13 protein-coding genes and 1 pseudogene are annotated in these 14,433 nt (G+C 43.9%); 8 read left to right on the top strand and 6 right to left on the bottom strand.

The window, feature by feature from the left end:
- Window positions 1-52 precede the first annotated feature (52 nt).
- The 3 genes from proX to proV are packed head-to-tail and all read right to left on the bottom strand — an operon-like array spanning window position 53 to window position 3,331.
- The gene (gene proX / locus VPNCDNU1_RS13555) at window positions 53-1,060 is read right to left on the bottom strand and encodes a glycine betaine/L-proline ABC transporter substrate-binding protein ProX (RefSeq protein ID WP_104400810.1); all 1,008 of its coding nucleotides are present in this window, start codon (window positions 1,058-1,060) and stop codon (window positions 53-55) included.
- Window positions 1,057-2,139: a glycine betaine/L-proline ABC transporter permease ProW gene (gene proW / locus VPNCDNU1_RS13550; RefSeq protein ID WP_104400809.1), complete on the bottom strand. Its 1,083-nt coding sequence runs from the start codon at window positions 2,137-2,139 to the stop codon at window positions 1,057-1,059. The genes proX and proW overlap by 4 nt, the downstream gene beginning before the upstream one ends.
- A gap of 4 nt (window positions 2,140-2,143) precedes the next feature.
- Entirely contained in the window at window positions 2,144-3,331 is a 1,188-nt protein-coding gene (gene proV / locus VPNCDNU1_RS13545) for a glycine betaine/L-proline ABC transporter ATP-binding protein ProV (RefSeq protein WP_104400808.1), read from the bottom strand.
- A 434-nt stretch (window positions 3,332-3,765) separates the two neighbouring features.
- Between proV and ectA the strand changes: the two genes are divergently transcribed.
- From ectA to VPNCDNU1_RS13510, 7 genes and pseudogenes are all read left to right on the top strand, one after another.
- Window positions 3,766-4,317 carry a diaminobutyrate acetyltransferase gene (gene ectA, locus VPNCDNU1_RS13540; protein ID WP_104400807.1) on the top strand — a complete coding sequence of 184 codons (552 nt, stop codon included), beginning with the start codon at window positions 3,766-3,768 and terminating at the stop codon, window positions 4,315-4,317.
- A 15-nt stretch (window positions 4,318-4,332) separates the two neighbouring features.
- On the top strand, window positions 4,333-5,601 hold the full coding sequence (gene ectB / locus VPNCDNU1_RS13535; protein WP_104400806.1) for a diaminobutyrate--2-oxoglutarate transaminase: 1,269 nt from the start codon (window positions 4,333-4,335) through the stop codon (window positions 5,599-5,601).
- Between the two features lie 13 nt (window positions 5,602-5,614).
- Window positions 5,615-6,001 (top strand): ectoine synthase, encoded by a 387-nt coding sequence (locus VPNCDNU1_RS13530; protein WP_104400805.1) that lies wholly within the window; start codon window positions 5,615-5,617, stop codon window positions 5,999-6,001.
- 66 nt (window positions 6,002-6,067) lie between these two features.
- Window positions 6,068-7,510: an aspartate kinase gene (locus VPNCDNU1_RS13525; protein WP_104400804.1), complete on the top strand. Its 1,443-nt coding sequence runs from the start codon at window positions 6,068-6,070 to the stop codon at window positions 7,508-7,510.
- Between the two features lie 85 nt (window positions 7,511-7,595).
- Window positions 7,596-7,754: pseudogene (locus VPNCDNU1_RS29095) on the top strand (redox-sensitive transcriptional activator SoxR); the annotation flags it as partial.
- A gap of 51 nt (window positions 7,755-7,805) precedes the next feature.
- Complete coding sequence (locus VPNCDNU1_RS13515) at window positions 7,806-8,834, top strand: AraC family transcriptional regulator (RefSeq protein WP_104400803.1); 1,029 nt, start codon at window positions 7,806-7,808, stop codon at window positions 8,832-8,834.
- A gap of 85 nt (window positions 8,835-8,919) precedes the next feature.
- Window positions 8,920-10,059 carry an alpha/beta hydrolase family protein gene (locus VPNCDNU1_RS13510; protein WP_104400802.1) on the top strand — a complete coding sequence of 380 codons (1,140 nt, stop codon included), beginning with the start codon at window positions 8,920-8,922 and terminating at the stop codon, window positions 10,057-10,059.
- A gap of 59 nt (window positions 10,060-10,118) precedes the next feature.
- Here the strand turns inward: VPNCDNU1_RS13510 and VPNCDNU1_RS13505 are convergent, their stop codons facing one another.
- Both VPNCDNU1_RS13505 and VPNCDNU1_RS13500 read right to left on the bottom strand, forming a co-directional pair.
- Entirely contained in the window at window positions 10,119-11,192 is a 1,074-nt protein-coding gene (locus tag VPNCDNU1_RS13505) for an SGNH/GDSL hydrolase family protein (protein WP_104400801.1), read from the bottom strand.
- Between the two features lie 242 nt (window positions 11,193-11,434).
- Window positions 11,435-12,091: an alpha/beta hydrolase gene (locus tag VPNCDNU1_RS13500; RefSeq protein ID WP_104400800.1), complete on the bottom strand. Its 657-nt coding sequence runs from the start codon at window positions 12,089-12,091 to the stop codon at window positions 11,435-11,437.
- A gap of 244 nt (window positions 12,092-12,335) precedes the next feature.
- On the opposite strand from VPNCDNU1_RS13500, the gene VPNCDNU1_RS13495 reads away from it, so the two are divergent.
- On the top strand, window positions 12,336-13,931 hold the full coding sequence (locus VPNCDNU1_RS13495) for an MFS transporter (RefSeq protein ID WP_104400799.1): 1,596 nt from the start codon (window positions 12,336-12,338) through the stop codon (window positions 13,929-13,931).
- 55 nt (window positions 13,932-13,986) lie between these two features.
- Here VPNCDNU1_RS13495 and VPNCDNU1_RS13490 read toward each other — a convergent pair whose 3' ends face one another.
- Window positions 13,987-14,397 carry a DUF4893 domain-containing protein gene (locus VPNCDNU1_RS13490; protein ID WP_104400798.1) on the bottom strand — a complete coding sequence of 137 codons (411 nt, stop codon included), beginning with the start codon at window positions 14,395-14,397 and terminating at the stop codon, window positions 13,987-13,989.
- Window positions 14,398-14,433: the final 36 nt, after the last annotated feature.

The following is a 14,433-nucleotide window of genomic DNA, read 5'->3' as shown; positions in this document are numbered from 1 at the left end:
CCCATAGGTATAAGTCCCTGACTCTGGGACTTATACCTTACGGACAATAAAATTATAAAGCCGCTTTTTTCGCTTCAGCTACCCAGGCGTCAAACTGTGATTGGTTAGCCTTTATCCAACCATTCACATGTGACTCGATATCTGCTGAACTGTTCTTCCCTTGGCTCATCATCATGTTTTGTGCACTAACATCGTTGATATTTAGCTTGATGATTTCAAAAAGCTTCGCTGCAGCTGGGTTTTGCTCGGCGAAGGATTTGTTCGCAACAATACGCATTGCATTCATTTCAAAGCCATAGTTTTTACCATTTGGTAGTGTGGTATCGACATTTTTACGCTCGCCAGGTAAGGCAGAGAATGGGACTTCTAACCACACCACATCTTTACCCGGAACGAGAACGCCACTAACCCAGTATGGCGTCCAGGTGTAATACAAGATTGGGTCGCCTTTTTTGTAACGAGAGATGGTATCGGCAATAATTGCAGCGTAATTGCCTTGGTTATGAGTCACGGTATCACGAAGCTTAAAGGCGTTGAGTTGTTCCTCGATAACTAACTCACATCCCCAACCCGGATTACAACCCGTCAAATCTGCTTTGCCGTCGTTATTGGCGTCAAATAGCTTTGCCAGCTTTGGATCTTTTAGCTGGCCGATATTAGTAATGCCGTATTTCTCAGCAGTTTTTTTGTCGATCAAATAACCCTGAGCTGCACCAGTAACATAATGCCCTTGGCGGTAGAATTTCTCGTCGCCACCAGACATGGTGTATTTATCTGCATGAAGTGGGAACCAACCGACAGCGAGGAATGTTGCATCACCCTCAGCAATGGAGGTGTAAGCCACATTGTAGTCAACTTCTTTAGTTTCTTTTACATCGTAACCCAACGCTTCTAGTGCTCGATTAACAATTAAAGTCTGGAACGTTTCTTCTGCAACCGTAGATTGCAACGGCTGGACAGTGACGCCTTCACCTGGGAGTGATGCTGACCACGCCTGAGGCGAAAGAGTCAGTGCGGATAATGCACTTACAGTGATTGCTTTCTTCCATGAGTAACTCATTTGTAGTTCTCCTTTAATGATGCTTTTGGTTTGTTAGGTTGTTTCAATGTGCGCAGAACAATAGAGATTGGTCCAGAGTGGTACCAGCGTGTTTTAGTATTTCCAGCGTTGTGTCCTAGCGCTTGAGTAATGCGGTCGAGTAAAATTGCGAGAATCACGATGCCGACACCGCCTACCGCAGCAAGCCCCATATCTAATCGACCAATGCCTCTTAATACCATCTGCCCTAGACCACCGACTGCGATCATTGATGCTATGACAACCATAGAGAGCGATAACATTAACGTTTGGTTTATCCCTGCCATTATTGTTGGTAGAGCAAGTGGTAATTGAATTCGATAGAGCATCTGCTTATTACTTGCGCCAAAAGAGTGCCCAGCTTCAATCAACTCTTCAGGAACTTGCTGTATACCTAAGATGGTCAGCCTCACTACCGGGGGTAAAGCGAAAATTATTGTGACTACAACTCCTGGGACATTACCAATACCAAATAACATTACGATAGGAACCAGGTAAACAAACGCAGGGGTTGTTTGCATGGCATCGAGGATAGGTCGAACAAACTTGGCGGCGGTGTTACTTCTGGCCAGCCAGATTCCTAGGGGTAAACCAATCAGTAGGCAGAAAAACACTGAGGTCATTACAAGGGCCAATGTAGTCATGGCTTCTGACCAAGCCCCGATGAGACCAATAAATATTAAGGACACAACGGTCGTAAGACCAAGGCGTAAGTTTGAGAATTGCCATGCAAGTAAAGACAAGATAACTAGCATAAATGGTGCGGGTGTCGAGACAAGTGCAGCTTCAAACGAAGTGAGAATGAAGTCTATGGGAACCCGAATCACTTGGAAAATAGGACGCCCGTGTTCAACTAGCCAATTCAACCCCGTTTCTACCCATGTGTCTAATGGTAGCAGCGCCTCTTCAAATGGATTGAGTATGTCGAATGGTTTCTGTTCAACAACTTCAGAGTTTAGCCAGTCGGTTGATGTAGTTGTCTGCTCCGTTCCCCAAGGGTCACTGTTGGTTTGTTCACTGGCTTGTGACCATGGGTCATTCTGGGTTTGCTCTGATGACATGGTGCTACTCCTTATCCAAAGTTTGAAGCAATCTTGATTTACTGATTACCCCGTAATATTTGCCCGAATCATCGACTACGGGTACTGGGTAAGGAGCACTGGCGACGGGTCCAAGGAGCTCGTTAATCGGTTGTTCAGGGGTTACAGTTATGGTTGATTCCAGCTCTGCGCTGGTGAGTGAACGATTGTCTTGATAGGCTGACTGAAGTGAATCCAATGACACTATGCCTGAATACAGGTTTTCTTTATCAACAATTATTCCATACTCTCGATCATTATCTGTGAGTAGTTGCAGCGCCGAGGCCGGACCGTCATGTTCCGACTTTTTGAAAACGGCTGCGGGTATTTTCTTTACGATGTCTTTTGCGGTTAACGCATTGGCAATATTCACACCTCTGAAAAAGGCGGCAACATAGTCGTTGGCAGGTTGGTGCAGAATTTCGTCAGGTGTTCCAACCTGAACCACTTCGCCATCTTGCATAATTGCGATACGGTCACCAATGCGCATAGCCTCATCAAGATCATGTGAGATAAAGACGATGGTTCGCTTATCATCGTTTTGCAGGCGAATCAGCTCATCTTGCATTTCTGTGCGAATCAGCGGATCTAGTGCAGAAAAAGCTTCATCCATTAATAGGATGTCAGGGTCACAGGCCAACGCGCGCGCTAAACCAACCCGCTGTTTCATCCCACCCGATAATTCATCTGGAAACGAATCGTTGTATGCACCTAGTCCTACTCTGTCTAAAGCTTCAGAAGCAGACTTTTGACGGGCTTCCAAACTTATTCCAGCAAGCTCTAAACCAAAGGCGGCGTTTTCAATCACGGTCATGTGAGGCATAAGAGCAAAGTTTTGGAAAACCATGGAAATGTTTTTGCGTCGAACCGCCCTCAGCTCTTCTACAGAGATATTGGCAATGTCTTTACCTCTAAGTAAGACGCTCCCTCTTGTTGGCTCTATAAGTCGATTAAGTAAACGAACAAGAGTGGATTTTCCTGAACCAGAAAGCCCCATTATTACGAATATCTCGCCTTCATTGATAGAAAGGGAGACATCGTTAACACCAATAGTTAAGCCAGTTTCAGCAAATACTCTATCTTTGTCAGCGCCTCCAGATAACATGCTAAAAGCACGCTCGGTGTCTTCGCCAAACACCTTATAGAGTCCCTTAACTTCAAGTATGGGAGCCATGTAATTTGTCCTGTGCTAAATGTATGTTTGCAAAATTGATTCGTACTCTAAATAAAAATCGACTGTATTTCAAATAGGCGTGTCTTTCATTTGTTTAGTTTTTTCATGACGAAGCAGCTTTTTTATGTGTTGTATTTTGGTGTTAATTTATTGAAATAAAAGCAATATTTAATATTTTGAAAAGCATGTTCTATACCTTGTTCGGTTTAGTGAAAATTTATTTTATATATCTTCGTATTCAGTTTTGAAAATTGAAAACATTACTACTCAAAACTTTAGAGGTGGAATTAATGTCCACTAAGAGGTTTTCTTATTTTTTTGCTATGCTCATCACACTTATTGTCCAATATTAGGAGTTTGGTTGCTTTTTAGTGCACTTTTTGTCTGATAATAAAAGCACATTTGTTTAGAGTACGAAATAAAAGCGTGTTCCTATGATCACATCAGCACCCTGGGTTGCTCACCCAAGAAAGGGAGAAGAATTCAATCGATATGGTTCATTTAGTGAACCTTGTGCCGAAGATGGCGATGATATTTTTAACCTTATTGCCCAATGCCCACCATTGGATACCAACTCTCCCTATTGCAATTTTTTGCAATCCACTCATTTTCGCCAAACGTGTATATTGGCTCGTTGTGACGGCAAGGTTTCTGGTTTTGTATCCGGATACCTTAAGCCCGATGATCCAAACACATTGTTTGTGTGGCAGGTTGCCGTTTCACCCAAGCACAGAGGAAAAGGGCTAGCATATCAAATGATTAAATTACTTCTAGCCAGGAAGTCTTTGCAGGGTGCTTGTGCGATAGAGACAACCATAACCCGTGAAAATGATGCCTCATGGGCACTGTTCAAAAAGATTGATTCGGAAAATGGTTTACAAGGAAATGTGTCGACATTTCTTGACAAAAGAACACATTTTAAAGGGAAACACGATACGGAGTACCTGTATCGTATCTTGCTGAAAACCCCTCAAACCACAGGATAGATAAACGGTCTAATAATGGATATTTTTGATAAAAAAGAGTCACAAGTACGTTCCTACTGCAACAGCTTCCCAGTCGTTTTTACCAAAGCGAAAGGGTGCTGGCTAGAGACGGAATCTGGTGATAAATACCTAGACTTTCTTGCTGGTGCCGGGTCTCTCAATTACGGTCACAACAACCCAATTTTTAAGCAAGCTTTGCTTGACTACATTGAAGCTGATGGGGTTACACACGGTCTCGACATGCATTCTTCTGCTAAAGCTGACTTCCTTACAGCGCTGGAAAATCATGTACTTAAACCACGAGATCTTAACTATAAAGTCCAGTTTACCGGACCTACGGGAACCAATGCTGTTGAAGCAGCCCTAAAGTTGGCCAGAAAATCAAAAGGACGTAGCTCAATTGTGGCATTTACCAATGGTTTTCACGGATGTACATCCGGTGCCTTGGCGGCGACGGGTAACCAACATCACCGTCAGGGGGCTGGTGTTAGCTTAAACGATGTCACTCGTATCCCTTTTGAGGGCTATGCGAGTATTGATGGGCTAAAACTATTTGAAACCATGTTAAGTGATAATTCGGCAGGTATCGACAAACCAGCTGCAGTACTTGTTGAAACGGTACAAGGCGAAGGCGGGCTAAATGTGGCGTCTGATGAATGGTTGCAGCGTCTGAGCACGATCTGCCTGCAAAACGATATTCTACTGATCGTTGACGATATTCAAGCTGGATGCGGACGCACAGGAACCTTTTTTAGTTTCGAATCTGCTGGTATCAAACCAGACATGGTAACGCTATCAAAATCAATAGGCGGCTATGGTTTGCCTATGGCGATCGTCTTGATGAAACCTGAGCTCGACATTTGGAAGCCCGGCGAACACAACGGAACGTTTCGTGGTAACAATCACGCGTTTGTAACGGCGACGAAAGCGCTTGAGGCGTATTGGGCTGACAGTGAACTATTCGAACAGCATATTAAGAATTGCTCCGATCTGGTGTCCGAGGCGATTGATGCAACCCTAACTCGTTATCCAAATATGTTTGTTAAACAAAAAGGGCGAGGAATGATGATTGGTATTGAATGTTGCAATGGGCAACTGGCCAGTCACATCGTTAAAGCCTGTTTCAATAATGGGCTAGTGATTGAAACTGCTGGACCAGAAGACGAAGTGGTGAAGTTTTTTGCTCCACTCACGATTACTGAGTCTGAGTTAAAACAAGGTTTAGACATCTTTAAGAATGCTGTTGAACATGCTATCCAGCAACAATTTAAGAACGCGTCGTAAAAAGGAAGAAAAAATGATTGTTCGTACACTTGAAGAGTGCCGTGATAGCGAGCGTAGAGTTGCCTCAGAAACATGGGAAAGTGTCCGCATGTTATTAAAAAATGACAATATGGGCTTTTCATTTCACATCACAACCATTTTTGAAAACACCGAAACGCACATCCATTATCAAAACCACCTTGAGTCAGTCTACTGCATGAGTGGTGAGGGAGAGATTGAAGTGGTGGGTGGTAAAACCTACCCGATAAAGCCTGGAACTCTTTATATTTTGGATCAACACGACGAGCATTACCTTCGTGCATATGAGGGTAAAGAAATGGTGATGGCATGTGTGTTTAACCCACCTATTACGGGTAAAGAGACCCATGATGAGAATGGTGTTTACCCTCTCATTGATTAACGATCTGTACTTGAGCTAGTCGAAAGAGTCTAGCTCATTACCTAACTTCATAATAAAGGCCCTAACATGACTTACACCGTAGAGAAAATCGGCGGTACCTCGATGTCTGCGTTTGACGCTGTTTTAGATAATATCTTGCTCAAAGACAGTGAAGAGGAAATGTATAACCGAGTGTTTGTCGTATCTGCTTACGCTGGGATTACTGATGCCTTGCTAGAATGCAAAAAAACCAGTAAATCCGGTGTGTACCAATTGGTTGCTAAACGCGACGACAAATGGTTAAGTGCACTTGATTACGTAGAACAACGAATGCTGCTTGCCAACGAAAATATCTTTGCGGATCCTATGAATCGACTGCGTGCGGATAAGTTTATTCGCTCTCGAATTTCTGAAGCGAAGGTATGTATTTCGAACATACTGGAAACATGTCAGTATGGGCAGTTCTCACTTCGTCACTATCTTCCTCAAGTTAGAGAGTTTCTCTCATCAATCGGCGAAGCACACAGTGCATATAACACAGCTCTGAAACTCAAGAACATGGGAATCAATTCAAGGTTTGTCGATCTGTCTGGTTGGGATACAAAAGTGCCTAGTAGTATAGATGAATGCATTCTTGAAGCCTTTTCTGACATCGACACGGCGAAAGAGTTGCCGATTGTCACAGGATATGCCTCTTGTAAAGAAGGGTTAATGTCTACTTATGACCGCGGTTATAGCGAAATGACTTTCAGTCGAATTGCATCACTAACCCATGCGGACCTAGCGATCATCCATAAAGAATACCATCTGAGTTCAGCGGATCCCCGCGTTGTTGGTTCAGATAAAGTACTGCCTTTGGGAGAGACTAACTATGATGTTGCTGATCAACTTGCCAATCTGGGGATGGAGGCGATTCACCCAAATGCAGCGGCAGGGCTACGTGAAAGTGGGATAGAGCTTCAAATCAAGAATACTTTCGAACCTCACCACCCTGGAACGCTCATCTCCGGTTCATATCGCCCTACATTGGATAAGGTAGAAATCATTGCGGGCAAAGAGAAAGTCTTCGCCTTACACCTCTTTGATCAGGACATGGTCGGCTGCGTCGACAACGTAAGCTATGATCTTATGCAGATAATTACGGATACTCGAGTAAGGCTGGTAGGTAAAGAGATGAACGCCAACTCTATGACCTATTACCTGACAGGCAGTACAGATGCATTGAACAAAGTTCTGTACAAAACAGAAAAGCGATTCCCAGAAGCTAATATCAAAGGTCGAATGGTTGCTCTGATCTCGGCTATTGGGTCTAAGTTTGATACCAATGAGGCCCTAACCAAGGGAGTACTGGCATTGATGGAGCAAGGTGTTACACCAATTGCGGTCCACTCTTCGATGAGAAACGTTAATGTTCAGTTCGTGGTAGATGATACGGAGTACCACACGTCCATATGTGCCCTACACGAAGTATTTTTTAATGGTAAGGCAAGCAGGAGTGTTCAAAATTCTATATCGGCTAATTTTGGCTAGATAACTGAAAACCGCCCAAATACTGATCGACGTACGCTTTGCCCAACCTACCGATTATCAAGACAATCGGTAGGTCAAGTTGTCTTTAGAAGACAGAATCCGCCGCTTGCAGGCGCTTCAGAATGACTTGGGTGGGTGCATTGGCTGCGGTTGTTTATCTTTGGAAAATTGCGCTCTTCGCAATCCCCAAGACCAGTATGGCGAAGAACACAAAGGGGAAAACTGGCTTGGTCACTCGGGTTAATAGCTTAGCCTAAAATCAGTTCTTCGCTGCCTTTTACAAATGGAGTTGTATATGGTCACAGCCGTGTTGCTCGCGGGGTTTATTCAGAGCTTAATCTTACTGGTGTTTTTGTTTTCAAGGTCTCGAACCCAGCCACTCTTCTGGCCATTAACATTGGTTCATGCCGTATTTTCGGCAGATCTTATCTTGCTAATTGCAGAACATGAACAATGGTTGAGCAGTCGATTTAACGCTAGCTGGGCTTTATTGTATCCGGTGTTGTTCTTCTTATTTATTCGAGCCTGCTTAACCCAAGAAAAGATTACACGACGTGCAGCGGTGCACTTTATTCCTTGGTTAGCGATCAGTGCACTTATCTACGACTTTTCTTTATCTCCAGACACTGTGGTGATTACTACAAGGCATTGGATTGCCACGTATTTAATATTGTTTGTTTATCTAATTTACAATATCGCTGCTATACGAATGGTTTGGCGTTATCAAGTAGAGCAAAAGACCGTTCAAGCAAATCTCAGCCGAGAAAACCTTTGGTTGATGTGGGGCGTATGTGCAGGGCTGATTGTCGCGATTTCAACCATTCCATTACAAGTTGCATTTAACACCGAGCTGCCTCTTCCCCAGTTGTTTGTTAGCCTATTTGTCTTTTTGGTGACGTATCTGTTTTTGGTTAAACCGGAGCTGTTGAATTTCGAGCCACTAGTGCAAACTCCAACGGAGGAATATAGCGCTAATGAATTGGACTTTGAGCTGGGTAAGCAGGTTTCTCTGTTGATGGATAGTAAGCAGCTTTACTTAAAATCAGATTTGAATTTGCAGTCGTTAGCGGAAGAACTTGGCGTAAAACCCTATTTGTTGACTCAAGTCCTGAACCAACAATTAGGGATCAAGTTTTATGACCTAGTGAATCAAAAAAGAGTGGTTCATGTGTGTGAATTGATTAAGCAAAGGCCTCATAAATCAATTTTAGATTTGGCATTTGAATCTGGATTCAGTTCTAAGTCAACATTCAACTCAGCATTTAAAAAATACAAAGAATGCACACCAACCCAGTATAAATCAGCACTTGAACGTCCGAACTAAATAATCCGGACGTCCAAATAAGGTATTCGGACGACGGAATACTGCCAATCCCCCACCATTAGGCTCTCAATCAAGGAGAGCCTTTATGAACGTTAAAACCGCTATTTTCTTACCTGTTTTTATCACACTGCCACTGCTTACAGGATGTAATGATGAGACAGTACCACCTGTCGATGATACCAAAAGAGTAGTCGATCATGTGTACCCTTCACCGAGCGGTCCTTATCGGGTTGGCACACTCGACTTCGACCTGACGGATTACCGTGAAGATACATTGAATCCAGTTTCAGGTGAGATGCGTAAGCTCCACATTAAAGTGTATTACCCAAGCAATACAGAATCAGCAGAATATGAAAAATACTTTGACGAAGGCGGTCATCAAGTTGAGTATTTATCCAGTGTTCGCCCACCTAATGCCCCCATTCATCCAAAGCAACATGATCTGAACGAGATGCTGTCGTGGTCGGTCAATAATGCAGAGGTTGCCGAGATAGACCAAGGTTGGCCAGTTCTCTTTTATTCTCATGGTTCAATGCTATTTGAAAAGGACAATGTTGAGTTACTCGAAGAGCTGGCGAGCCAAGGGTTTGCAGTTGTGGCAATCAATCATACGTTTGCCTCTGGGCTGGCTGTATTTAACAACGGAACAACGGTCAAAGGGTATATACCTGAAGGGGCTAACGACATAAATACCGATAAGGGCTTCGCGTATTTCAATGGGGTTGCTGTGCCACAAATTACTCAGGATGTATTGACTACGTACCAATGGCTTTTATGGAATCAATGGCGCTTTCAGTATCAATTGGATACCTCAAAAGTGGGGGCGTTGGGCTATAGCTTAGGTGGCAGCGCGGCGATGAACAGCTGTAAAGCGATTACCGAATGTGTCGCGGCGGCCAATATGGATGGCATAATTTTGGGTGATGTCGCCGAATCTCCAATGAATAAACCGTTGATGCTCATGCAAGCAGCCAATCACAATTTAAGCGAAGGGTATAAAGCAAACCAATCTGATACCTATCTGGTGTCCGTCGCAGACACTAACCACAATGACTTTACCGATCAAAGCCGATGGGCAGTCGGGTTTCCTTCTGGAATCGGTGCAAACGATATACACGACATCGTTCAAACAAGCATGACAGGCTTCTTCTCGCATTATTTAAAAGATAAGGAATTGGTATTTTCAGAGCACATTAATGTTTCTATTCAACGTAAAGAGAACTAGGGTAGGAACATCAAATGGGGGCATGCTGCCCCATTTGATGCTTTTCAACATTCTATTATCTAAAGCAACCCATTTTGCTTGATGAAGGTGGTGAGCTTCGTCGCGATGTCTTTATGCTCTGCTTCTGTTGGGTGCCAAATGCAGCCTTCTAATGGCGATATAAAGGTATGGCTATACAGACCTGTTACCCCTTTGCTGTTTAATACGCTAATCGCTTCATTTGTCGCTGGAATGATGTAGTCGTACGGGTAGGCTGGACGGGGCATGTAAACAATATTGGCATCGTCATAGCGATATTTCAGTTCTTCAGTAAACTCCACCATGCGTGCGACCCAAGCTGTTTTCACTTCATCAATATTTGCCCATGGTTCATGAGGTTGTGGATCGGTGCTGAAATCATTGGTGCCGACTTCGATAACAATCAAATCTGGGTGTTTGTCTTCAAATTGCTGCACGTTACCAAACACAGCGCCGGATTTATCAGCGTAATAGGTTACATCATGAAAAGATTGGTTACCGTCCCAGTTTCGGATTAACCCTAAACCAGAAAGCGAAACTTGAGTGATACTGGCATCCAGTTGATCGCCTGTTTGATGTGGGAAGGCCAGACGTGCGTTGGATGTGTTATACACTTCGTCCCATGTACAGTCACGTTTGTTGGATTCGCTGGCAAACCCTGCACTGATGGAATCTCCAATAAACAGGACATGAGGTTGGCTTTCCCATACCCCTTCTAGGAAGCCATCGTGATCGAGCGATACGATTTCAATCATGGCATCGTAGTTTTCTGTTCGCTTAACCACTTCGATGACAACCGTGCTTTTCTCTACACTTTTGAACAGCTCAAATTTTTGGGTTTCGTTGCCTATATTGGTGACAATTTTGTGCGATAACACACCATCGACCAGTACATCAAAATGATCGCCTTTGCCCTTTAAATTGATGGCAAGTTGAGTGCCCGTGAATTTCGTTTTCAGCGCACTGCCTGGGAAGTTAATTTGAACCGTACCCGTTGCGTAGTCCTTCACGCTTCTCCCTTCATACTGCACTGCATAATGTGTCGCTGAATCGGTTTGAGCAAACGTGTAGCCAGAACATACCATACAAGCCAAAAAGCCAATTTTTTTATACATAGCCGATTCCTTTTAGTTATTTATTTATCAATATGTTATCGATGGATAACTAGATCTAACTTAAGGAGCGAAATATTGAGGTTCAATGAAGAAATTATTCAAGGCTAAGTAATTTATTAAATCTTTGGTGGGGTTGGCATTCTTTCGTGATAACGGTGTAGTGAAGTGGCAACATTCCGTTAGGTAAGTCGTGCGGAGAGCGAGTTCCCCGCACGTGGAATAAATGGCGCTAAAGAAGCGATTTAAAGTCCGAGTATGCGGTGTAACCACTCTGAAATGTCTTTAATTTGGGGCATGCAAACTTGATGTTCCATTGGGTAAGTACGCCAATTGGGTTTGTACCCTGCGGTTTCTAAATCGGCTTTAGCCTCTTCACCCATAACTGGGAATACAACTGGGTCATAGGTGCCATGCATGATCTCTATAGGTAAAGATTTGCTTGCTTCTGAGTATTCGATGGAGTCGGACGTCGGGAAATAAGTGGATAGTGCTAACAAGCCAGCCAGTGGCTGGTCAAAGCTTAGCGCCGTATGGTATGCCACCGCACCACCTTGAGAAAATCCGGCAAGTATAATGCGGTTTGAAGCGATGCCGCGATCTTGCTCTTGCTTAATCAATTCAACAACTTGATGGGCAGAATCGATGAGCTGCTGTGAATTTAGCTTTCTACCTGCACCCATTTCAATAATGTCGTACCATGCGGGCATTACCATTCCGCCATTAACCGTTACAGGGATGGAAGGAGAGTGTGGGAAAATAAATCGGACAGGGGCATCTGCTGGCAGTTTTAATTCAGGGAGAATGGCTTCAAAATCGTGTCCATTTGAGCCAAGACCGTGTAGCCAAATCACGCTGGCAGTGGCATTTGTTGTCGGTTCAACTTCAACGTAGCTAAGCATTTTGATATTCCAAATTGGTTTTAAGTTTGGCTCACCTTAACGCTATTCCTATGTAATTGCGATCTTCGATTTTCCCCATGCAAATTGAGCTCTCGAACTTGAGAACACGCACAACTTCCTCTGATTGTACGAAACTTTTCCTTTTTAATGATCTGGATAAATTTTAACCTATGCTATGTTTTAGTTGATACTTCAATCAACAAATTTTGCCATCGATTGATTGCCTAAAAAGTCCATAGTGCCTATGAGAAACAATATATTCATTCGTATAAGACCGATTCTGTTCGCTATTTTTGCGTTTGCCATCAGCCATAACTTATTTTATGTCATGTTACCGATTCGCCTAAAAGATGGTGGATTTGATTCCTCTGAAATCGGTTTAGCGATGAGTATGTTCGCAGCGGGGGCGATTTGTGCGGGCTTATTTGGCTCAAAGGTCGTTCTGCGTGTCGGGCATATCAGAGCCTTTGCCTCTATGGCCGCAATGCTGGCGATTGTGTCGGTCGTACACAGCTATTCAAATGATATTTATGTGACGTCGGCACTAAGAATGGTGTCCGGTGTTTGCTATGTCACCAGTTTTATCACATTAGAAAGCTGGCTTAATGTGCTGAGTGATCGAAGTAACCGTGGGAAGGTGTACGGTACTTATCAAATCTGTTTTGCTATTGGTTTCGGTACCGCCCCATTTTTGATCGCGTTTTCAGGCGCTCAGGACCCCCGAGTGTTTGGGATTATTTCAGTGTTTTTGTGCATTGCCCTCATCATTATGTCGATGAGCAAGCTGCCCATGCCTGAATTACCGGAAAAAAGCGCGCCGCTTACTATAAAGAAAATGTGGAGCTATTCACCCTCAGGGACGCTTTCCTGTTTCTGTGCTGGGCTGATAAATGCCGCGAGCGTGTCTTTGATTTCTTTGTACGCATACGGCAAGGGCATATCTGGGATCTGGCTATCTCTGATTTTGGGCTCCTATCAAATGGGTGGGTTGTTGACTCAATTCCCGACAGGTTGGCTCGCAGACCGATACGATAAACGCGTCGTTGCTTCGGGGCTTATGTTTATGGGGGTGATCAGTAATTCTTTGATCATTTTAGAGAACTACATCCCGATGCCGATCGAAATGCTCGCTGTTCTGTTTTGGATTTCGGGTGGTTCTGGTGTGGCGTTGTTCCCACTCGCCGTGACTCAAGTGTTTGATCACATTCAACCTAAAGAAGCGATGCCGGCAACAAGCACCATGCAAATATTGGTGGGGATTGGCGGGGTAACGGGCCCCATCGTTGCAGGTTATCTTATGAATGAGTTCTCCATTGTTTGGCTTTATTACTATCTCATCGTGGTTCACTTATTTGTGTTTGGTTTCTTACTGTACCGCAAAGTCTTTGTGCGCACCGACACGTTGGAAGCCGTCAGCCAGTATCAAGTGAATGTGCAGCCGATTCCTACGGGAACCGCAGAGCTAGACTCTATGCTGGATTTCAAATACACCGACATTGCCGACCCAGAACTCAAATTGTTGATCGCAGCACTGGGCCAAAACCCGACAGATCCTGGCGTGTTATTCCGAACGGCGTTAGAAGGGTCATCGCTAAAAGCCAACGATGTTGCCATCAATATTACGCTTGCCTACCCTAAGCAATCGGGGGAGCTTTTAAGCGAGTTGATCAACCAATATCCACAGAGAAGGCTAGAAATAGCGCACTCATTACACGACTTTTTCTTGCTTAGAAAAGACAGAATTAATGCGTTGATTTATGAGGCATTATTGGATGGTGCAGATGAAGAGGAAACGGTTGAAATTAGATCCATCGCAAGCAGTATTCCAGAAGCCAGTTAGCTTGAGAAATGGTCATTTGGTGTGATCTCATAGGGTAAGATCACACCTGTTTGTATTATTTGACGCGTCTTAGATCCACGTCGGTAAAGTCATCTGGATCGCTAGTGCGATATACCGTACCAGCAAACTCGCCTGCTTTTTGCGTTTCAAATTGACCGTGCACATCGTGCGTGCAATCGCCCCAAGGGCAAAAATATACCCCCTCAAATTCGAACCCTGCAGGTGTGAGAGTAACCTCACCCTTAATACGCTGGGAGCCTGTGAGTTTTTCTAAGGTGAATACGCCTTCTTTTTCAGTAATTTTACATTTGAAATCGGGGTAAGCGTAGGTTTCGCCATCGGAGTATTGGGTGAAAGCACAGGCGTAGTTCCCTACAAAATTAACGCTGGTTTGAGTTTCTTTAGCAAAAGTAGGTGTGCTCGCTGCCATTGTGACGAGAGCAAGGGTGGATACAAAAAATTTCATGTCATCCTCTTAATTTGAAGGTATGGGTTGAATCCT

This window comes from Vibrio penaeicida, from assembly GCF_002933855.1.
Lineage (GTDB): Bacteria > Pseudomonadota > Gammaproteobacteria > Enterobacterales > Vibrionaceae > Vibrio > Vibrio penaeicida_A.
This window is presented reverse-complemented; position numbering and strand designations above follow the sequence as displayed.

Bases quoted from the DNA above. Each gene is read 5' to 3' on its own strand.
- proX (WP_104400810.1), bottom strand. From the start codon at position 1,060: ATGAGTTACTCATGGAAGAAAGCAATCACTGTAAGTGCATTATCCGCA.
- proW (WP_104400809.1), bottom strand. From the start codon at position 2,139: ATGTCATCAGAGCAAACCCAGAATGACCCATGGTCACAAGCCAGTGAA.
- proV (WP_104400808.1), bottom strand. From the start codon at position 3,331: ATGGCTCCCATACTTGAAGTTAAGGGACTCTATAAGGTGTTTGGCGAA.
- ectA (WP_104400807.1), top strand. From the start codon at position 3,766: ATGATCACATCAGCACCCTGGGTTGCTCACCCAAGAAAGGGAGAAGAA.
- ectB (WP_104400806.1), top strand. From the start codon at position 4,333: ATGGATATTTTTGATAAAAAAGAGTCACAAGTACGTTCCTACTGCAAC.
- VPNCDNU1_RS13530 (WP_104400805.1), top strand. From the start codon at position 5,615: ATGATTGTTCGTACACTTGAAGAGTGCCGTGATAGCGAGCGTAGAGTT.
- VPNCDNU1_RS13525 (WP_104400804.1), top strand. From the start codon at position 6,068: ATGACTTACACCGTAGAGAAAATCGGCGGTACCTCGATGTCTGCGTTT.
- VPNCDNU1_RS13515 (WP_104400803.1), top strand. From the start codon at position 7,806: ATGGTCACAGCCGTGTTGCTCGCGGGGTTTATTCAGAGCTTAATCTTA.
- VPNCDNU1_RS13510 (WP_104400802.1), top strand. From the start codon at position 8,920: ATGAACGTTAAAACCGCTATTTTCTTACCTGTTTTTATCACACTGCCA.
- VPNCDNU1_RS13505 (WP_104400801.1), bottom strand. From the start codon at position 11,192: ATGTATAAAAAAATTGGCTTTTTGGCTTGTATGGTATGTTCTGGCTAC.
- VPNCDNU1_RS13500 (WP_104400800.1), bottom strand. From the start codon at position 12,091: ATGCTTAGCTACGTTGAAGTTGAACCGACAACAAATGCCACTGCCAGC.
- VPNCDNU1_RS13495 (WP_104400799.1), top strand. From the start codon at position 12,336: ATGAGAAACAATATATTCATTCGTATAAGACCGATTCTGTTCGCTATT.
- VPNCDNU1_RS13490 (WP_104400798.1), bottom strand. From the start codon at position 14,397: ATGAAATTTTTTGTATCCACCCTTGCTCTCGTCACAATGGCAGCGAGC.